A 19,607-nucleotide genomic window follows, 5' to 3' on the forward strand; every position below is an offset into this window, starting at 1 on the left:
GCAGCATTATGAATAGAAGAGACGCATTAGGCCGGGTAGCCCTCATCATGGGCGGCACTATCATCGGCGCCGATTATTTCCTCACCGGCTGCTCCTCCCCGAGCCAGGAAAAGGAAGAAAAAACCGCAAAAAAAAGCCCCCCAGCGGCCAAAGAACTAAAGCCCGTTCTCAATCAGGAGCAGGTCGCTTACCTGAATGAAGTAGGCGACACTATTCTGCCAACTACTTCATCTCCAGGTGCCAAAGCCGCCGACGTGGGCGGTTTTATGGCCGTAATGGTGCGAGACTGCTATAAGCCAGCCGATCAGCAGATATTTCTGAAAGGACTGACACAGCTAGAAGAAGCGTCGAAGTCGAAGAACGGCAAAGGCTTTCTGGAATCGGATACCGCCCAGCGTACGGCCCTGCTCACGGCCCTCGATGCGGAGCAGAAAAACTACGCCAAGACCAAAACGAAGGAGGACCCCAACCACTACTTCCGCATGATCAAGGAGCTGACCTTGCTCGGCTACTTCACCTCGGAAGTGGGCAGCACCAAAGCTCTGCGCTACTCCCCCGTACCGGGCAAGTACGACGGCTGCGTGCCTTACAAAAAGGGCGACAAAGCCTGGGCTACCACTTAATCTGCGACCTTGGACCGTATGAAACTACGACTGGGCATGATTGGCGGCGGCCAGGGGGCTTTTATTGGCGCCGTGCATCGGCACGCCGCCGCTTTGGATGGCCTCTATGAGCTGGTAGCCGGTGCTTTCAGCAGCAACCCCGAAACCTCCAAAGCCAGCGGCCAAATCCTGGGCCTGTCTGCCGACCGCGTATATGGCTCCTACCAGGAATTGATTGAGCGGGAAAAAGCCCTGCCGGAAGCTGAGCGCGTGCAGGTGTTGTCTATCGTGACGCCCAACCACTTACATTTTGCTCCCGCCAAGCTGGCTTTGGAAAATGGCTTTCACGTCATTCTGGACAAGCCCATGACCTTTTCCTTGGCTGAAGCCAAAGAGCTGCAAACCGTGGCAGCGGCCAGCAATGCGCGCTTCTGCCTTACGCATACTTACACCGGCTACCCTATGGTGAAGGAAGCCCGGCAGCTGGTAGCCTCCGGCGAGCTGGGCGCCGTGCGCAAAGCCTACGTGGAGTACCCGCAGGGCTGGCTGAGCAACTTCGAGGAAGGTTCCGACAACAAGCAGGCCGCCTGGCGCACCGACCCGGCCCGCAGCGGCGTGGCCGGCGCCATGGGCGACATCGGCACCCACGCCTTTAACCTGCTCGAATACGTCACAGGCTTGTCGGTAACGCAGCTTTGCGCCGATATTAATACCGTGGTGCCGGGCCGCAAGCTCGACGATGATGGCGCGGTATTGCTTCGCCTCTCGGGTGGGGCCAGCGGCGTGATGGTGGCTACGCAGGTCGCGGCGGGCGAGGAAAACAACGTGCGCCTGCGGGTGTACGGCGACAAAGGCGGCCTGGAATGGCAGCAAGTAGACGCCAACACGCTCCAAGTGAAATGGTTGGATAGGCCCACCGAAATTCGGCGGACCGGCACTGGCTACGTCAGCTCCTACGCCCGCCACAACACGCGCACGCCTTCCGGACACCCGGAAGGCTACCTCGAAGCGTTTGCTAACCTGTACCGCAACTTCGCCCTGAGTTTGCAGGCCGATCTGGGGGGCAAATCTGCGCCGCCCGAAGCCTTAGATTATCCGGGTATGGAGGAAGGGGTGCGGGGCATGGCTTTTATTGAAAATGTTATTGCCTCGGGCCGCTCCGATCAGAAGTGGACCGAATTCACCGTATAGCTGCGCATGAAAACCATCAAAGGACCCGCGATTTTTCTGGCGCAATTCATCTCCGATCAGCCGCCTTTCAACAGCCTGGCTTCCATCTGCGAGTGGGCCAGCGGCCTAGGCTACAAAGGCGTACAAATCCCGACATTGGACAGCCGCTTTATCGATCTGCAAAAAGCCGCCGAAAGCCAAACCTACGCCGACGAGGTAACAGGCACGGTGCAGGCCGCAGGTCTGGAAATCACGGAGTTATCCACGCACTTGCAGGGCCAGCTGGTAGCCGTGAATCCGGTGTACGATACGCTGTTTGATGGCTTTGCCCCCGAAGCAGTTCGCGGCAACCCTAAAGCCCGGCAGGCTTGGGCGGTGCAGCAGCTTAAGTACGCGGCCAAAGCCTCACAGAACCTGGGGCTGACGGCCCACGCCACCTTCAGCGGCGCGCTGCTCTGGCCCATGGTGTATCCCTGGCCTCAGCGCCCTGCAGGACTGGTAGAAACGGGCTTCGACGAGCTGGCCCGCCGCTGGCTGCCCATTCTGCAAACCTTCGATGAGTGCGGAGTAGATGTGTGCTACGAAATTCACGCCGGCGAAGACCTCCACGACGGCGTCAGCTACGAGCTGTTCCTCGACAAAGTGCAGCATCATCCCCGCGCCTGCCTGCTTTACGATCCCTCCCACTTCGTACTGCAATGCCTTAACTATCTGGAGTATATCGACATTTACCACGAGCGGATTCGGGCCTTTCATGTGAAGGATGCGGAGTTTAACCCCAACGGGCGGCAGGGCGTGTATGGCGGCTACCAGAACTGGGTAGATCGGGCCGGCCGCTTCCGCTCCTTGGGCGACGGGCAGGTTGATTTCAAGGCTATTTTCAGCAAAATGGCCCAATACGATTTCCCCGGTTGGGCCGTGCTGGAGTGGGAATGCGCCCTGAAACACCCCGAAGACGGCGCCCGCGAAGGCGCCACCTTCATTCGCGACCACATCATCCACGTCACCGACAAAGCCTTCGATGATTTCGCGGCCGCCGGCACCGATGAAGCCCACAATAAAAGCCTGTTAGGACTTTAACCTTCCCTCAGACCCCATGAAAAAAGTCTTTCTGCTCCTCAGCTCTTTCGCTTTTTTAGCCGCTTGTAGCTCCGATTCTAATAAAGCCCCCCAAGAGAAATACACGCTGGCTGAACCCGAAGAAACCATGAACGCTGACAGCACCACGGGCGCCAACATGAGTGCCGTGGCCCGCCAGCCCCAGGTGGATACCAATGTTACCAAAATTGGCACTACCCCAACGGGCGGGGCACTGGCCAAAGGCGCCAAGCTCATGGAAAGCAGCGACTGCGCCACCTGCCACCGCGTAAACGAGAAGCTTCTCGGCCCAGCGTATCAGGCAGTTGCGCAGAAATACCCCGCCACGGAAGCCAACATCAAGATGCTGGGTGGCAAAATTATTACCGGCGGCAAGGGCAACTGGGGCGATATCGCCATGACGCCCCACCCCGGCATATCCGTTGCCGACGCCGAGGAAATGGCCCGCTACATTCTCACGCTGAAGTAAGAGTAAAACTCGTGTCATGCAGAGCGCCAACGAAGCATCTCGCTCGCGCCGTTAGATTACTAATCCTGCGTCAGCACGCGAGATGCTTCGCTGGCGCTCTGCATGGCGTTCTAGATTAAGCAGTTAAGTTGCTAAATTAAACTCTCTTCCTTACCGACACCAACTTACCCCACCATGACTTCCTCCATTCGGATTAAGCTGTCTATCATGATGTTCCTGGAGTTTTTCATCTGGGGGGCGTGGTTTGTGACGTTGGGCACCTACCTGCTACGCAACCTCAGCGCGACGGGCACGCAGGTGGGAGTGGCGTTTCTGACGCAATCGATTGGGGCAATCGTGGCGCCGTTTATCATTGGCCTGATTGCCGACCGGTTTTTCTCGGCCCAGAAGATTCTGGGCGTGCTGCACCTTGCCGGAGCGCTGCTGCTCTGGCGTGCATCGTCGTCGCCGGACTTTGGCTCTTTTTACCCCAACATTCTGACCTACATGGTCTTGTATATGCCTACGCTGGCGTTAGTCAACTCGATTGCGTTCCGGCAGATGCAGAATCCGCAGAAGGAGTTTGCCACCATTCGGGTGCTGGGCACGCTGGGCTGGATTGTGGCCGGCCTAACCATCGGTTGGCTGAACTGGGAGCAAAGTGGGAGCCTACGAGCTACTTTTCTCATGGCCGCTGGCGCCTCGGCTTTGCTGGGGGTGTTCAGTTTCATGCTGCCCGCCACGCCGCCTGTAAAGCGCGGCCAATCCTCTTCCCTGGGCGACATGCTGGGCCTCGACGCCATTGGGTTGCTGAAGAACCGCTCCTACCTCATTTTCTTTCTGGCTTCTATCGCCATCTGCATTCCGCTGGCGTTTTACTACGGCTTCACCAACCCGTTTCTGAATGAGGTTGGTATGAAAGCCGCGGCCGGGGTGCAAAGCTTGGGGCAGGTTTCGGAGCTGCTGTTTATGCTTTTGATTCCGTTTTTCTTCACCCGTTTGGGCGTGAAAAAGATGCTGGCAATCGGGATGCTGGCCTGGGTGGTGCGCTACGTATTCTTCGCTTACGGCGACGGGCAAAGCAATTACTGGATGCTCATTGCGGGCATTGTACTGCACGGTATCTGCTACGACTTCTTTTTCGTAACGGGCCAGATTTACACTGATAACCTCGCCGGGGAGCGGTTTAAAAGCTCGGCGCAGGGCTTTATTACGCTGGCCACGTATGGCGTGGGCATGCTGATTGGCACCTTGCTCTCGGGGCGCATTTTCGACAACTATCAGCTCTCCGAAGGCGTGCACGACTGGCGCATGATCTGGCTGATTCCGGCTGGTATTGCCGGGGCGGTGGTTCTGCTGTTCCTGCTCTTGTTCAAGGACCGGCCGCAGGACCAGGGGTCGGAATCCACTTCCTTCGATGCAGCACCCGAGCTAGCTCAGGCTAAATAACTGACTGTATGGCAATCTGGAACCGAAGAACTGCTTTGAAGGGCCTACTCACCAGCACAGCCGCCGTCGGGACGCTGGGCATTGCGAGCGCCTGCACCACCGACAAAAAGCCCCCCAGCCAGAATACGCCATTGAAAAACAACATTAAGCAGTCGGTGTGCCGGTGGTGCTTCCAGGATATGCCGCTCGACCAGCTGTGCGCGGCGGCCAAGGAAATGGGCATCAAGGGCATCGACCTGGTAGGCCCGAAAGACTGGCCTACGCTCAAAAAGTATGGTCTGGACTCGCCCATGTGCAACGGGGCCGAGATCAACCTCACCGACGGCTTCAACGACCCGCAGTTTCATGCGCGCCTGCAGAAGCAGTACGCCGACATGATTCCTCTGGTAGCCAAGGCGGGCTACACCAACCTGATCTGCTTTAGCGGCAGCCGCAGGGGAATGACCGATGAAGCGGGCTGGACCAACTCCGTGCGCGGGCTGCAGCCGCTGGTGAAGCTGGCCGCGCAGCACAAAGTAGTGCTGGTAATGGAGCTGCTCAACAGCAAAATCGACCACAAAGACTACCAGTGCGACCGCACCGCCTGGGGCGTGGAGCTAGCCAAGCGGCTGGGCTCCGAAAACTTCAAGCTGCTCTACGACATCTACCACATGCAGATCGATGAGGGCGACGTGATTCGTACGCTCACGGAGTATCACCCCTATATTGCCCACTACCACACGGCCGGCGTACCGGGCCGCCACGAGCTCGACGAGACCCAGGAGCTAAATTACCCGGCCATTATGCGCGCCATTCTGGCCACCGGCTTTAAAGGCTATGTAGCGCAGGAATTCATCCCGCAAAAAGCCGATAAGCTCGCCTCACTCCGGCAGGCCGTGCAGCTCTGCGACGTCTAATCGCCTTGTCTCCCACCACTTTACCAAGCACTCTATGCGTCTTCCTGTCCTTGCTTCCGTTTTACTATTCAGCACTTCTTTGATGGCTCAGGCACAGCAGAAGGGAAAACCAGAAGACACGGAGGTGTGGGAGCCAGTGCCCAAAGTTGTGACTGCCAGTCCGCAGTTCACCCCCCCGCCCTCCGATGCTATTGTGCTGTTTGATGGCAAGGACCTGACGCAGTGGGTATCCGCCGACGACCGGAATGCGCCGGCGAAGTGGAAGGTTGCGGGGGGCATTTTTACCGTGGACAAGAAGACCGGCAACATCGAAACCAAGCGCGCTTTTACCAACTACCAGCTGCACCTGGAGTGGCGCGTGCCGGCCACTATTGCGGGCACCGGGCAAGTGCGCGGCAACAGCGGCCTGTTCCTGGCTTCCTTAGGCAAAGGCGACCTGGGCTACGAATTGCAGATTCTGGACTCCTACGAGAACAAAACCTACGTGAACGGCATGGCTGGCAGCATCTACAAGCAGCTGATTCCGTTGGCCAACCCCACCCGCAAGCCCGGCGAGTGGCAGTCGTACGACGTGCTGTGGACGGCGCCCACCTTCAAGGCCGACGGCTCGGTGCAGTCGCCGGCCCGCGTGACGGTGCTGTTTAATGGCGTAGTGGTGCAGAACAACGTGACGCTGGCGGGGCCGACGGTGTACATCGGGAAGCCCAGCTACCAGAAGCACGGTCCCTCGCCCATCAAGCTCCAGTCGCACGGCGACCCGAGTGAGCCGCTGAGCTTCCGCAATATCTGGGTTCGGGAGCTGTAGGCCGGCTGGGGGCAAATTTGGGAGTTATCTGGTTGGCTTGTTATTAAAATACTTGGCGTACTCCGCTGGCATGGCATCCAGGGGCTTGATCATAATGCCTTTATAGTACACTTCGGCGGCTTCGCTCTGTAGCTGAATCTTGCCGTGCGTGAGCGGCAGGCGCTGGCCATTTTCCACGTAGCCTGAGTTGTTGACGGCCAGCACCACCTTGCCGTTCACGATGTGAATGCTCTGGCCATTCACGTGAATCAGCTCCAGCTCATCCCATTGCCCCGCCGGAACGCCGTAGTTAGCTGAAGCCTGGCAGAACCCAGGGCCGCCCCTGCCAAAAGTGACGGGGGCCGCATCTGGGTTGTATTTCATCCCGTCCTTCGTTTCGTTTTGGGTTGCCGTAATGTCGGCCGTGGAGTTGGCGATGCACCAGAAGTCGCCCATCGCGTTGCCCTTCTCGAACTCGGACACCTGAAATTCCTGACTCAGCATCCAGCTATGCCAGTAGTCTACCCCGCACTCACCCTGGCTATTATAAAGGATACCACTGTCGCGGGGCTCGTTGAGGCGCGGCACCCACTTCTTCTCGCCCCACTTTACCTTTAGCTTAAGGGCGTAGTTGGTAAAATCCTGCTTGGTGAATACGCAGCCGTATATCTCCCCGCTGATGCGCAGTACTGGTTCGCCCTTCTCCATCCGGACCGAGAATACATTTGCCTCATTTTTGCCGTAGCCGATGGGCGCAATTTCCTTTCCCTGAGCATCGGTGGGCACTTTCCCTTTGTAGCCTAGCTCGTGGCGGTAGCTTAAGAAGGTTTCCCACTTGCTCAGTTTTTTATCCAGCAACGGCTCCCAGCCATCGCGCGGGGCCTTCGACGAAGTAGAGAAAAACAATAAGGTAGCGCCGAGCGCCAAAGCAGTGAGTTTTCTCATGATACGCAGCGCTGAGCCATGTTTTGATGAACATCAAAGCTAGTCTTTTGCCGGGTTTGAGCAAGGTAAATTGTGCTATGACGCTTAAAAGAATAAGTCCGGCAGGCTGTACCAACAGAAAAAAGCCCCCCAGATGCGAACCGGGCACAGCACAACCGATAAAGGAAGGATGCGTTGTAGATAGCTGGTTCCGCGCTTTACTTCACTTATGCCATTAGCTCACCGTTTGCTGTCCGCGCTACGTCGGCACTGGCCACACTACGTTGCGGAAGCATTGGGCCTGGCCTTTTTTGTGGGAAGTGCGGGTTTGCTGACCATCCTGCTGGAGCATCCGGCTTCGCCTGTGCGGCAGAGCCTGGCGGAAAGCCACCTGCTTCGCAGAGGCGTTATGGGCCTGGGTCTGGGGCTGGTGCTGGTCATTATTATTTATAATCCCTGGGGTAAAAAGTCGGGCGCGCATATTAATCCGGCAGTTACGCTGGCCTTCTGGCAATTAGGCAAAATACGCCTCCCCGATGCGGTGTGGTACGTGCTGGCGCAGCTGTGCGGCGCCATTGGGGCGGCCCAACTGCTGAAGCTTGGCCTGCCCAAGTTCTACGCTCATCCGGCCGTAAAATACACCGTTACGCAACCCAATCCGGTTTTTGTTCAGGGTGAGCTGACTGCCTTCGTAGCCGAGTTCATTATCTGTTTTGTGATGATGCTGGTGACGCTGCTTGCCCTGCATTCGAGTCGGTTGAAAGCGTGGGCCGGGTGGCTGCTGGGCGCGCTGCTTGCGGTTTATGTCCTTGTTGAAACACCTTATTCGGGGATGAGCCTGAACCCGGCCCGTACGCTGGGCACCGCCGTGGCAGCCGGCCGCTATCATGGACTCTGGATCTATTGGTTAGCGCCTTGCCTGGCCATGTGGCTCGCCACGGTTGGTTTTTTACGCTTTCACCACGGCCAGCCCTTGGAATGCGCCATTCTGGCCGGGTGCGGCCCCAGCCCTGTTTCCCCGCACGCCTCCGACGAAGAGCCGCCGCAGTACCCGGATGAGTGAGTTTTTTATTTCTGACGTGATATGGGTTTGCCGCCGGCCAACGTTCTGCTACTTTGATACTTTCGTAGCTACGCAGCAGCTGTTACCAAAGACCCTGGGAGCCTTTTGCTGCCTTTTCCAGTTCTTGATCTATGGATTTTTTTGTGCCGAAGCATTCCGTGGTGCGGGCCATCTGGGGCAAGGCCGACACGGTGCTTTTTATTTTTGCCGGCGCGGCGGCAGAGTTTGCCCTGAATAAAGCCGTTGACTGGCTTTACTTCACCGGCCGTCTGCCCGCCGACCCGATGGCGCGCTTATTCTCTACCGTAGAGTATGCCCGGCAAATCGTATTTGCCCCTCAGCCCGCCGCCGAACGGGCTATCGACACCATTGCCGCCATTCATGCGGCCGTGGAGGCAAAGCGCGGCGCAGCCATTCCCGACTGGGCCTACCGCGACGTGCTGTTTCTGCTTATCGACTATTCTATCCGCTCGTTCGAGCTGCTGGAGCGCCCCATGAGCACTGCCGAAAAAGAAGAGGTATTCACCGTATTCGCGCGCGTAGGGCAGCGCATGGGCATCCCCGATTTGCCCCCCACCTACGCGCAATGGCTGGTAGTAAGGCAGCAGCACCTGGCATCCGACCTGGAGCATAGCCGCTTCACCCAAGATCTGTATCATCAGTATCGTAAGCACCTGGGGCCGGTGCGGTACTGGCTGTTGCTGCACGCGCAGCGCCTCGTGGTGCCGGCTACCGTGCGCGACTTGCTGCGTTTGGGCAACAGGTCGTGGCTGCGGCCGGTGGTGCCGGTGTATCGGCGCACGCAGCATTTATCCCTGAGTCAGTGGGTGAAAACTGCGCTGCTGCCGCCGGCTTATAAAGCAAAGATTCAAGCCCTTGACCGCGACCCGGTTGAGTTTGCGCGCTCCGCTGGCGTGCACTCTTAGGCGCATTAGCGTGAGGCGTTAGTCTGCTGATGCAGACGACGTAAAGTCCAGGTTGTAAACCACGTTCAGCCGAAACCCATTGTTGTTTTCAAACACCGACTGCTGCGTATTGGGAGCGGGCTCGGCGTGCTGGGTCCACTGGTTCAGGTAGCTCAGCTCCAGCTTCCAGTTGTCGCGGATCTGGTAGCCCAGGCCCCCAGAAATACGGTTTTGGTTGAATACATTGCGGCCCACATTCTCCCCGAAGCCGATAAATATCTCGTCGAAAAAGGTGATGTACAGCTCGCCGTCGTCGATGCTGGAGCCTTGCAGTGGTAGCTCGCCGGCCACCTGGTAGCGGGCGCGGTTCTGGTATTCCCAGCCCTCCACCCGCCTGGGGTTGCTTTCAGCTAATTGCCCCAGCCAGCGCTGCTCCAGCCGAAACCGATGCGTGAGCTGAAGCCGGCCGTAGGTGCTGGCCAGCGTGATGTCCTCATACACGCGGTTTTCGGGTGTCGCTTCGCCTAAATTGGCCGTGGGGTAGTCGCCGTAGGGATAGGTGGTCAGCTGCGTATAACCTCCTGAAAGCGTCACGCGCTCGGCCAACGAATACACGATGCCCAGGCGCGACAGCAGCTGCTGGCGGCCCAGGCCCAGGCGCGTGCGGCGCAGCTGCACTTCAGTATGCACGGCCCACTGGGGGGCAATTTGGTGGTCGCCATTGTAGGTAAACCAGCCGATGGTGTTGCGGTCTATTATCCGCTCAGCCGACTGGCTCCTGGCCGGAACAACTGACCCGATGAGCAGCAACAGAGCAGCCAGTTTCAGAGCGAAGGAATAGATTGACGGCATTGCTTCCTTAACAAGCAGTAGATAGATGGGGCAGCGTATGGTTTCAGGCAAGCAGCCGCAGCGCCAGATTTATGTGTCACACCTCCCCGACTCCACACGTTTCTGAAAGGCTGCTTCTGCCTACGCTGTACCGATTGCAGAGCTGCATAGTTGTGCGCAGGTGCTGGAAGAAGCCAGGAAAGGATGAGCCCATTAAATTATAAATACACTATATTAGACTAGAAACCAGGCTGATTTAGCCACATGACCACTTCACCGAGTTAGTTGCGCTGAAGGCAATGTGGAAGCATACTAAACCGCAACGCCATTAACATCACCAGCTATGGAACGCCGACACTTTATTCAGACATCGCTTGCCGGCCTGCCTTTCGTGGCTGGGGGGCAAATGCAGGCCCCCGCTGTCACCACCGGAAAAGGATTTAAGATACGCGCCGGTGAAGGTCGCCGCCACGGCCACCTGAAGCTGCTGGGCGTCAACGCGAATATTCTGGACCTTAAAGTTTCGGGCAAAGACACCAATGGCGGCTTAGCCATTTTTGAACAGATCAGCCTGTCCCCCGGCCGGGGAACGCCCCTGCATGTGCATTTCAAACAGGATGAGGTATTTTACGTGCTGGACGGGGAATATTATTTCCACGTCGGAGAAGAGAAATACGCTCTTAAAACGGGTGAAAGCATCTTTCTGCCCCGCCAAGTGCCTCATGCCTGGACTCAAGTCAGCCAAACCGGCCGCATGCTGGTGGCCTTTCAACCCGCTGGAAAAATGGAAGAATTTTTTGTGACACTGGCGACTTTGAAAGCGGAACCCACGCCTCAGGAGATTGCCAGAATATTCGCTGCCAACGAGATGAAAGTAGTGGGCCCGCCTCTGAAGATTGGCTGAAATCGAGGCAGATATACCCCGCACAAGAAGTCCTGTTTAACAGTTGGTTTTCAACATTTAAAGGCGTAAAAAAGCCCCCCGTTACCCTATGGAGGTTCGTTTCTCCCTATCTGGCTTCTGCCGGTTTTACTCTGCAACGTGCCGCCCGACCAACGCAGCAGCAATACTCAGCTCAGTGCTGCTCCTTGCGGCCACGGCCTGCTCTACCAGCAAACCAGCAGCACCACCACCCACCGCCGCCGTGCAGTTGCCTGAATCGAAGGAGCTGTACGCTACCATTGCCCGCCTCGACAGCGCCATGTTTGCGGCCTTCAACCGCCACGACGCGGAGCAGCTTCAAACGTTTTTTGCCGAAGACCTCGAGTTTTACCACGATAAAGGTGGCCTGGCCGATTTTCAAAAAACGATGGCCGGCTTTCGGAGCCTGTTTGAGCAAAACAAAACGACCGGCCTGAATCGGCAGTTGGTGCCCGGCAGCTTAGAAGTGTATCCCATTCCGGGCTATGGCGCCGTGGATGCTCACCTGCACCGCTTCTGCCACGTGGAGAACGGCAAAGACGACTGCGGCACCTTCAAGAATATGATGGTCTGGCGACTAAAAGACGGCCAGTGGAAAGTAACACGCGTCGTCAGCTACGACCATCAATAAATACATGCCGAAAGGCTCCGCTGCTAAGCTGTATTTCCAGAAAAAAGCCCCCCATAGCCTTGCAGCCACCCGACTGCAAAAGAAAACACTTTCACCATCAGCATCAAAAGCCAAAGCGGTAAGAAGTATGTGAAAGAAGCGCGGCTAAACGGGCAAAAATTGAAGCGGCCGTTTCTGGCGCATCAGAATATTGTAAAGGGTGGGGAGTTAGTGTTTTTGATGGCGGCGCGGCCTTAAGTGCATACTGTAGATGTACTTTAGTACACATTTTATAAAGAAACTTTGTCTTCTCCGTCAACTTTAATGACTCTTGCTATACAGCGTATTATCCTACAGATAGGATGCGCATTATCGACTATCTCAGGTTGCGCGAGTTGTGTATCTATAAGTGAGGATTCAATAGCTGGAACTTATGTGTTTGATCATAATAGCTACACAAATGATACACTTAAGATTTTTAAGGGAGGAACGTATGAGAAACGAATATATAATCGAGATACTAATAGACTAATCTATCTAAATAAGGGTGTATGGAAGTTTAATGAAAGCAGGATTACATTCAAGGATTTTCTTTTAAATGAAGAGGGACAATTCACCGCTGCTACCTATGATAATGTATTAATGACTGTATCTCTACCAGTTGAAGAGTTTAAGTTGAACAAGATCAGGATTGAAGAAGGAATTAGTAATAAAGGCGGAAGTACTTATTATAAAAAACTATAGTAAGCCCAAGCTGGCGCGAGTTTAGCGCAGCTAAACTCGTGACCGACCATAATGTGGAGGTTGTACCTCCACTGTCGCCAAGCGGCAAGCTGGTACAGCGCAGTTGTTTAGCGCAGGATTAGGATTTCGCATTCGTGTCATGCTTCGCCAAGCTGAGCATGCCTCTACTTAGTTGTCACCTCATTTTTTTAATTCTTAAACTTAACAAAAAGCCCCACCCCTGAGCCAGTACCGGCCAGGAGTGGGGCTTTTACATAACATCCGGCGGAGCGCCTACAGATTTGGGTTGAAGTTGGACACGTTGGTATTGGACGTACCAGTGCCCTTATTCTTATTGCGGTTGTAGAGGTAAGCAGCACCGGCAGCCAACAACGCCCCGGTAGCCAGCTTGCGCCCAACGCCCCCAGACCGGCCGGCATTACCATATGTACCAGTAGCAGGGTTTACGGCCCTTCTACCACCGCCAAACAGGCCTGAAAGCAGGCCACCTAGTGTACCGCTTGAGCGGTCAGAACCAAATATGCTCATGATTGACAAGGAAAATGGTGTACGCTATATAACGTAGCCAGAACCTGTGAGGTTAGTGCTAAGAGGATCTAAACCAGGAACCGCATTCAAAAAGTTGCGGCGTAAGTTTAGCACAGCGTAACTCATGACCAGCCAAGCAAACGCCAGTCGTCCGGACGGGTGAGGCGCAGCCTCACAACAAAATCAGCACGGGTTACGCTACGCTAAACTCGCGCTGGCCCTCACACCAAAAAAGCCCCCCAGGCAGGTGGTCGGTGGCAAGAGCAATAGTCGGCGTTCACTCTTTTTTTCTCCTCGCTATGTATTTATCTGCGTTCAAGAAAATTCTAGTAGTAGCGCTGCTGGTGCTTGGTAGCCGGGTAGAGCTAGCTGCTCAAATGATGAAGGTGGCGACTTACAATATCCGCTACGATAATCCGCAGGACACAGTAAATGGCTGGCGCCAACGGATGCCGCACTTAGTCAATCTCATTCGCTTTCAGGACTTTGACGTCTTTGGTACGCAGGAAGGGCTGTATCACCAGCTCCAGGATATGACGCGCCAAATGCCGAGCTACGCCTACACCGGCGCGGGCCGCGACGACGGTAAGCAGGCCGGGGAATTTTCGGCTATCTTTTATAAGAAAGACAAATACCAGCTGCTCAAGCAAGGCACGTTCTGGCTTTCACCCACGGGCGCCGTTCCGAGCAAGGGCTGGGATGCCGCACTGCCGCGGGTTTGCAGCTGGAGTCAGCTGCGGGAGAAAAAAACAGGCTTTACGTTCTACTTCTTCAACACTCACTTCGACCATGTAGGCACTGAGGCCCGGAAAGAAAGCGCTAGGCTGATTTTAAGCAAAGTGAAAGAGCTGGCCGGCCCGACGCCAACCATCCTGACAGGCGACTTCAACATCGACCAGCGCAACGAGAGCTATACTATTCTTAATACGGCCAGCAACCTGCGCGATGCCTATCAGCTGGCACAAGTGGTGTACGCGCCCAGCGGCACGTTCAACGACTTCAACTCGCAGAGCAAAACCGACGCCCGCATTGACCATATTTTTCTGAGTCCCGCTTTCAAGGCCACCCGGTACGGCATTCTAACGGAAACCTACGGTGGCGGCAAAACGCCCTCCGACCATTATCCGGTGGCTGTGGAGGTTCAGTACACTGTGCAGAAATAAGCGCTCTTCCCCACTGGTCCAACTGGCGCGATACCTTGCAGTCGCTCGGTTGCGCCGAGTGACTGCGGCAGAATCTCCCGATGTATACACAGCTATGCCACACATTGACAAATATCCAGTGCAGCCAACAGTTCAGCTATACCGTATAGCTACCTGGTAGCCATTACTTTACTAGCGGCCTTTGCAACTTATATAACCAACTGTTATGGACCCCAAAACGCCCCCCAGGCAGCCCAATCCGGCGGATAATAATCTGCCCACGAAAGGCACCGCCGATACCCAGAGCGCCGACGCTCCTACCCTTACCAACCAGCCCCGCCCCGACAGCGCCCCCACGGCCGCGCCACCCGCAACCGCTGACGCAGAAGACACCACGCCCAGCACAGAAAGCGAAGCCGCGACGGACATACCGACCGACCCCACGGCGGCCGGTACGCAGTCCGACCTGGGCGGCGACACGGACCCCGGCGCCAGCAACACCAGCAATGATGAGCCGCTGTAGAAGCTAGGAGCCACAGGCTGTATAGCGCCCAGATCTAGCTAGCTTTAATCCACCAAAAAGCCCCCCAGACCCTATGAAGCTTCTCTCCTGCCTTTTTCTCCTCACCTTCACCACGACCTTCGCTCAAACCGGCCCCGTAAAGGTTGAGGTAAAACAAGCCAACGGGCGCTACGAGCTGCTGCGGGGAGGGAAGCCTTACTTCATAAATGGAGCTGGTGGGGGGCAATTTCCGGAGCGCATCAAAGCCTACGGCGGCAATTCTATTCGCACCTGGAGCACCAATGACGCGGATAAGGTGCTGGCCGAAGCCAACAAAAACGGCCTCACCGTGATGCTGGGGCTCGATGTGGCCCGCGAGCGGCACGGCTTCGACTACAACAATCCTCAGGCCGTGGCCGAGCAGCTGCAGAAGCTGCGCGCCGAGGTGGTGAAGTACAAGGACAACCCGGCCGTGCTGTTCTGGGGCATCGGTAATGAGCTGAACCTAGAGTACACCAACCCGAAAGTCTGGGATGCCGTGCAGCAGATTGCCCAGATGATTCATGAAGCTGACCCCAACCACCCCACCAGCACCGTGCTGGCCGGCCTCAATCAGAAGGAAGTCGACTACATCAAGGCCAAGTGCCCGGCCGTGGATATTCTAAGCATCAACACCTACGCCGGGCTGGCCGCCATTCCGCAGCAGGTGCGCACCACCGGCTGGACCGGCCCCTACGTGGTAGCCGAGTGGGGCCCCACCGGCCATTGGGAAAGCCCCGTCACGCCCTGGAAAGCCTCGGTGGAAGAAACCAGCAGCCAGAAAGCTGCCGTGTACCAAAGTCGCTACCAAGCCTCTATTGCCAAAGACAAAACGCAGTGCCTGGGCACCTACGTGTTTTTGTGGGGCCAAAAGCAGGAGCGCACGCCCACCTGGTACGGCATCTTCACGGAGGACGGCAAGGAGTCGGAAGTGGTGGATGTGATGCAGTATCTGTGGAGCGGCAAGTGGCCCCAGAACCGGGCGCCGCACCTGGGGGGCTTTTTGCTGGATGGCAAGAAGTCAACCGACAACATCTACCTGCAAGCCGGCCAGAGCTACCCCGTCGTGGCCACCGTCACCGACCCCAACAAAGACCCCCTCACCTTCCGCTACGAGCTGCTCCCAGAAAGCACCGACCTCAAATCCGGCGGCGACCGGGAAAGCCGCCCCGTTGCCATTCCCAACCTGATTCCGGCTGGCGCGAAAGCCCAAACCAAGCTCACCGCTCCTGTTAAGGAAGGCGCCTACCGCCTATTCGTGTATGCCTACGACGGGCACGATAATGTGGCGACGGCCAATATTCCGTTTTATGTGAAGGGGAAGTAAAACTATTCACAAGAAGCATGAGAGCAAGGGGTCTACTCTCCTAGACCGTCATGCAGAGCGGCAGCGAAGCATCTCGCGTGCAGTCTTTGGATTACCATTGCAACATCAGCACGTGAGATGCTTCGCTGCCGCTCTGCATGACGGTCTGGAAGTTAGCGAATAACCTCAGCTAAACAGCGCCAGCAGCTCCTGCTTTGTCAGAGCCTTCACCAGCGCCGTGTCGGTTTTGATAAGCTCGTAGGCCAGCTCGCGCTTGGCTTCCTGGAGCTTCATGATTTTCTCCTCAATCGTATCGGGGCAGATGAGGCGGACGGCTACCACTTTTTTGGTTTGGCCGATGCGGTGACTGCGGTCTATGGCTTGGTTTTCTACGGCGGGGTTCCACCACGGGTCCACGAGGTAAACGTAGTCGGCTTCGGTGAGGTTGAGGCCCGTGCCGCCGGCTTTCAGGCTGATAAGAAACACGCGCACGGTTTCGTCTTCCTGAAAGGCAGTGACAGCTGCTTCGCGGTTGCGGGTTTGGCCGGTGAGGTATTGGTAGCTGATATCACTCTGGTCAAGCTCTCGCCGGATCAGGTTGAGCATACCCACAAACTGCGAGAAGATCAGGATTTTGTGCTGGGGGGCTTTTGTGCTGATTTCCTCCAGCAACGCTTCCAGCTTGGCCGACGCCGAGCCGTAATATTCCTGTTCGCGCAGCAGCGCGGGCGCATTACAGATCTGGCGCAGCTTGGTGAGGCCCTGCAGAATATGGAGGCTGCTTTTGCCGGGTGTTTCTTCGTGCAGCCCCATCAGCTTCGCCCGATACTCCTGCTTGCAGGCCTCATACACGCGGCGCTGCTCGGCGCCCATCTCGCAGTAGAGCACCATTTCGGTTTTATCGGGCAGCTCGGCGGCTACCTGGGCCTTGGTGCGGCGCAGCACGAAGGGGTTGATTTTGCGCTGGAGCGCCCGCGCCCGTTTCGCGTCCTTGAACTTGTCGATGGGCGCGGCATACAAGTCCTGAAAGTGCTGCCGACTACCCAGCAAACCGGGGCAAGCGAAGGAAAGCTGCCCGTAAAGGTCGTAGGTGTTGTTCTCAACGGGCGTACCGGTGAGCACCACACGGTTGCGGGCCTGGAGCAAACAAGCAGCCCGGTAGCGCTGAGAATCAGGGTTTTTGATGGCCTGCGCTTCATCCAGAAACACGTAGTTGAAGCGATACTCCTTCAGCCACCGAATATCCGACACCACGGTATTGTAGGTGGTCAGCACGACGTCGGACTTGTCGAAAGCACGGGTGTGCAGGCCACGGTCGGCGCCGTGCAGAACGTGTACGCGCAGCGTAGGGGCAAACTTTTCTACCTCCGCCAGCCAGTTGAACACGAGCGAAGTCGGCACCACGACCAGGTTAGCGCCTGGGGGGCTTTTTTCCCGCTGAAGCAGGATAAAAGCCAACACTTGCAGGGTTTTGCCCAAACCCATATCATCGGCCAGGCAGCCGCCGAAGTTGAAGGTATCGAGGAAGTTCAGCCAGTTAAGGCCCTGGTGCTGGTAGTCGCGCAGGGTAGCGCGCAAGTCGGGGGGCAAATTTACGGGCTTGATACCAGCAAAATCGGCCACAGCGGCTTTGTAGCGCGATAATTGGTTTTGAGCGTTGGGCAGCAGCGCTTCCGGCTCATACAGTTCTTCGAGAGTAGCGAAGCTGATGCTGGGCGTCCGAATCTTGTCCTCAACCACCTCGCCTGCTGCAAAATAGGCGGCAAACTTCTCGACCCATTCCTGGGGCAAAATACCGCGGGTGCCATCGTCGAGCTGCACGTAGCGGCTCTTGTTGCGAATGGCCCTGTGCAGATTTCGCATAGATGCCTCCTGCTTGCCAAAGCGCACCCGTAGCACGGTATCAAACCAGTTATTCTCGCCCGTTACGCGCACGGTCACGTGGGCTTTATTGGGGTTGTATGTATTGCCTTTGAGCTGATTAAAGCCCAGAATAGTGATGCCTAAGTTGCGCCAGTCCTCGAAAGCGTCCAGAAACCATTCTTCCTGCAAAAACTGGCTTTTCGGCACGTACAAACTCTCTTGATTGACCTGCTCCTGAAAATCGGGATAATGGCGCAGCAGAGCCGCCAGAAAATTGTTTTCAGCTGCCGCATCCCGCGCCAGCAAGAAGGCCCGCCCCAGCTCATCGGTAGCATACAGCTGCCGCCGCGACAAAATAGACACCTCCGTAGGACCGTAGCGCATCACCGGCAGCAGCTCCACGTGCCCGCCAGCGTCTGACAGGTAAAGCAGCAACTCCGGTGCTTCATTAAAGCCACTCTCTACCAACTGCTTAGGCGTAGCGGGCCGCATATAGCCGTAGGTGATGTGCAGACGGTTTTCCAGGTTGGCCAGCACATCGCGCTGAAACTCGCTGAACTTCGATTGGTGAATGAGCAGGGTGTTGTTGCGCTTTTGAAAAAACTCAACCACCCGCCACACATCGAGGTCGTCGAGCAAGTACAGCGCACCGTGCACGGCCACAAAATACTCGTACTGAATGGTTAAGCCTTTCAAGTCAAAAGGCTGATCGTGAAGCCAGAGCTTGCCGCTTACCTGGTAATAGTCGCCCTGCTGCTCCACCAGTATCCGCAGGTCTAGCTTGGTGTGCCGGAGCTTTACTGACGTAACAGATTGGGCCGTTATATTGTCGGAAACACTGGTGTTGTGCGCGTACACCGGCAGGCCAGTGGGGTTCTGCACCACGGCCCGCAAGGCACTTATGGCAGCACTCGTGCGGGTATCTTCGTAGTTGCGCTGAAAGTGGGAAATGGCCGTGTAAAACTTGACTTCATCGGGCTGCTGGAGCTGCCAGATGCCATCCAGCGGGTTGATGATATTCACCGGATTTTTGACCTTGCCCGTAGCCGTCATAGCCGCTTCCGCTAGGTAGATAGTCAGGTGCCCATAGTAGCGGTGCCTGCTCAACACCAGCAACTGTTGGCTGGGGGGCAAATCAGCGGCCGGCCTTCGTTTAGTGGGCAGCAACTGCGTTATCAGCTCCTGCTTGGTAGTGGCCGTAACCGCGTATAAGTCAGGGCGGCGCGGCACGGCGCTTACCAATGAAGGGCGGGTATAGGTTAGCTCAAAATGCTCATCGAGGTCTTCCGCCTGTTCTAGACCATAGTCGCGAGCCAGGGTGCGCATGTAGGCGTGACGGGCGGGCTTGTCGAAGAATAGGCGTAGTTCCTTGCGCTGCAAAATGCTCAGCAGCACCAGTGCCTGATGCTCGCATAGACTGGTTTTTGGAATGGCACAAGCACAGGATGCCACTAAGTCCGGGCCGTTTTGCTGCACAACTACCGTTGGAAATCGCAACTCGCTGGCCGCGTGCGATAAGCTGGTAAATGTGCCGTTATCCAGCGCCAGGGTTTCGGGCTGAATAGCAGCCAGCGTGCGGCTGTCAGCGGGCGGCAGCCCCACGCAATGCAGCCCGACAATTGTACTTGTCAGCTTGGCCACCGTTATGGCCGGGAGTACATACTTGTGCGGGTGCGGCCCGGCCGCCGAAAGCAGATAAGGTTCGTCTAGTCTCAATATGCAATAAGCCTCTCAATAAGTACTGGCCAGTCGTCCAAAGGTAGCCTTCGGCATGTTGAGTA

Annotated in this window: 19 protein-coding genes and 1 pseudogene; 16 read left to right on the forward strand and 4 right to left on the reverse strand. The window is 56.5% G+C overall.

From position 1 onward, the window contains the following. The first annotated feature begins 8 nt into the window (after positions 1 to 8). The 7 genes from IEW06_RS17655 (at position 9) to IEW06_RS17685 (ending at position 6,468) form a co-directional block, all read left to right on the forward strand. Positions 9 to 623: a gluconate 2-dehydrogenase subunit 3 family protein gene (locus IEW06_RS17655; RefSeq protein WP_187731542.1), complete on the forward strand. Its 615-nt coding sequence runs from the start codon at positions 9 to 11 to the stop codon at positions 621 to 623. Positions 624 to 641: 18 nt separating this feature from the next. After that, positions 642 to 1,793: a Gfo/Idh/MocA family protein gene (locus IEW06_RS17660; RefSeq protein WP_223284451.1), complete on the forward strand. Its 1,152-nt coding sequence runs from the start codon at positions 642 to 644 to the stop codon at positions 1,791 to 1,793. A 6-nt stretch (positions 1,794 to 1,799) separates the two neighbouring features. Then, complete coding sequence (locus IEW06_RS17665) at positions 1,800 to 2,852, forward strand: sugar phosphate isomerase/epimerase family protein (RefSeq protein ID WP_187731541.1); 1,053 nt, start codon at positions 1,800 to 1,802, stop codon at positions 2,850 to 2,852. 16 nt (positions 2,853 to 2,868) lie between these two features. Further along, positions 2,869 to 3,339, forward strand: coding sequence for a c-type cytochrome (locus tag IEW06_RS17670; RefSeq protein ID WP_223284450.1), 471 nt, complete (start codon positions 2,869 to 2,871; stop codon positions 3,337 to 3,339). A 174-nt stretch (positions 3,340 to 3,513) separates the two neighbouring features. Next, positions 3,514 to 4,767, forward strand: coding sequence for a nucleoside permease (locus IEW06_RS17675; RefSeq protein ID WP_187731540.1), 1,254 nt, complete (start codon positions 3,514 to 3,516; stop codon positions 4,765 to 4,767). An 8-nt stretch (positions 4,768 to 4,775) separates the two neighbouring features. Then, the gene (locus IEW06_RS17680; protein WP_187731539.1) at positions 4,776 to 5,663 is read left to right on the forward strand and encodes a hydroxypyruvate isomerase family protein; all 888 of its coding nucleotides are present in this window, start codon (positions 4,776 to 4,778) and stop codon (positions 5,661 to 5,663) included. Positions 5,664 to 5,697: 34 nt separating this feature from the next. Continuing rightward, positions 5,698 to 6,468 carry a 3-keto-disaccharide hydrolase gene (locus tag IEW06_RS17685; RefSeq protein ID WP_187731538.1) on the forward strand — a complete coding sequence of 257 codons (771 nt, stop codon included), beginning with the start codon at positions 5,698 to 5,700 and terminating at the stop codon, positions 6,466 to 6,468. Positions 6,469 to 6,492: 24 nt separating this feature from the next. Here IEW06_RS17685 and IEW06_RS17690 read toward each other — a convergent pair whose 3' ends face one another. After that, positions 6,493 to 7,392 carry a 3-keto-disaccharide hydrolase gene (locus IEW06_RS17690; protein WP_187731537.1) on the reverse strand — a complete coding sequence of 300 codons (900 nt, stop codon included), beginning with the start codon at positions 7,390 to 7,392 and terminating at the stop codon, positions 6,493 to 6,495. A 208-nt stretch (positions 7,393 to 7,600) separates the two neighbouring features. Here IEW06_RS17690 and IEW06_RS17695 point away from each other — a divergent pair, with 208 nt between their 5' ends. Together IEW06_RS17695 and IEW06_RS17700 are read left to right on the forward strand one after the other, a co-directional pair. Continuing rightward, positions 7,601 to 8,434 (forward strand): MIP/aquaporin family protein, encoded by an 834-nt coding sequence (locus tag IEW06_RS17695; RefSeq protein WP_187731536.1) that lies wholly within the window; start codon positions 7,601 to 7,603, stop codon positions 8,432 to 8,434. A gap of 131 nt (positions 8,435 to 8,565) precedes the next feature. Next, a complete protein-coding gene (locus tag IEW06_RS17700; protein WP_187731535.1) occupies positions 8,566 to 9,360 on the forward strand; it encodes an oxygenase MpaB family protein in 795 nt (264 codons plus the stop codon). Positions 9,361 to 9,378: 18 nt separating this feature from the next. On the opposite strand, the gene IEW06_RS17705 is transcribed toward IEW06_RS17700, so the two are convergent. Next, complete coding sequence (locus tag IEW06_RS17705) at positions 9,379 to 10,191, reverse strand: DUF2490 domain-containing protein (RefSeq protein WP_187731534.1); 813 nt, start codon at positions 10,189 to 10,191, stop codon at positions 9,379 to 9,381. Positions 10,192 to 10,513: 322 nt separating this feature from the next. Here IEW06_RS17705 and IEW06_RS17710 point away from each other — a divergent pair, with 322 nt between their 5' ends. The 4 genes and pseudogenes from IEW06_RS17710 (at position 10,514) to IEW06_RS17725 (ending at position 12,446) form a co-directional block, all read left to right on the forward strand. After that, positions 10,514 to 11,074 (forward strand): cupin domain-containing protein, encoded by a 561-nt coding sequence (locus IEW06_RS17710; RefSeq protein WP_188548672.1) that lies wholly within the window; start codon positions 10,514 to 10,516, stop codon positions 11,072 to 11,074. 175 nt (positions 11,075 to 11,249) lie between these two features. Continuing rightward, positions 11,250 to 11,723 carry a nuclear transport factor 2 family protein gene (locus tag IEW06_RS17715; RefSeq protein WP_223284449.1) on the forward strand — a complete coding sequence of 158 codons (474 nt, stop codon included), beginning with the start codon at positions 11,250 to 11,252 and terminating at the stop codon, positions 11,721 to 11,723. Between the two features lie 87 nt (positions 11,724 to 11,810). Beyond that, a pseudogene (locus IEW06_RS21025) lies at positions 11,811 to 11,960 on the forward strand (glycoside hydrolase domain-containing protein); the annotation flags it as partial. A 177-nt stretch (positions 11,961 to 12,137) separates the two neighbouring features. Beyond that, positions 12,138 to 12,446, forward strand: a complete 309-nt coding sequence (locus IEW06_RS17725) for a hypothetical protein (RefSeq protein WP_187731531.1) — start codon at positions 12,138 to 12,140, stop codon at positions 12,444 to 12,446. Positions 12,447 to 12,719: 273 nt separating this feature from the next. On the opposite strand, the gene IEW06_RS17730 is transcribed toward IEW06_RS17725, so the two are convergent. Then, positions 12,720 to 12,974 (reverse strand): hypothetical protein, encoded by a 255-nt coding sequence (locus IEW06_RS17730; protein ID WP_187731530.1) that lies wholly within the window; start codon positions 12,972 to 12,974, stop codon positions 12,720 to 12,722. Positions 12,975 to 13,273: 299 nt separating this feature from the next. Between IEW06_RS17730 and IEW06_RS17735 the strand changes: the two genes are divergently transcribed. The 3 genes from IEW06_RS17735 to IEW06_RS17745 all read left to right on the forward strand — a co-directional run bounded on the left by IEW06_RS17735 (position 13,274) and on the right by IEW06_RS17745 (position 15,984). After that, the gene (locus tag IEW06_RS17735; protein WP_187731529.1) at positions 13,274 to 14,137 is read left to right on the forward strand and encodes an endonuclease/exonuclease/phosphatase family protein; all 864 of its coding nucleotides are present in this window, start codon (positions 13,274 to 13,276) and stop codon (positions 14,135 to 14,137) included. A gap of 205 nt (positions 14,138 to 14,342) precedes the next feature. After that, the gene (locus IEW06_RS17740) at positions 14,343 to 14,639 is read left to right on the forward strand and encodes a hypothetical protein (protein WP_187731528.1); all 297 of its coding nucleotides are present in this window, start codon (positions 14,343 to 14,345) and stop codon (positions 14,637 to 14,639) included. A gap of 73 nt (positions 14,640 to 14,712) precedes the next feature. Further along, positions 14,713 to 15,984, forward strand: coding sequence for a cellulase family glycosylhydrolase (locus IEW06_RS17745; RefSeq protein WP_187731527.1), 1,272 nt, complete (start codon positions 14,713 to 14,715; stop codon positions 15,982 to 15,984). A 165-nt stretch (positions 15,985 to 16,149) separates the two neighbouring features. Here IEW06_RS17745 and IEW06_RS17750 read toward each other — a convergent pair whose 3' ends face one another. Next, positions 16,150 to 19,542, reverse strand: a complete 3,393-nt coding sequence (locus tag IEW06_RS17750; RefSeq protein WP_229743162.1) for a DEAD/DEAH box helicase — start codon at positions 19,540 to 19,542, stop codon at positions 16,150 to 16,152. Positions 19,543 to 19,607 lie beyond the last annotated feature (65 nt).

The organism is Hymenobacter qilianensis (assembly GCF_014638675.1).
Taxonomy (GTDB): domain Bacteria; phylum Bacteroidota; class Bacteroidia; order Cytophagales; family Hymenobacteraceae; genus Hymenobacter; species Hymenobacter qilianensis.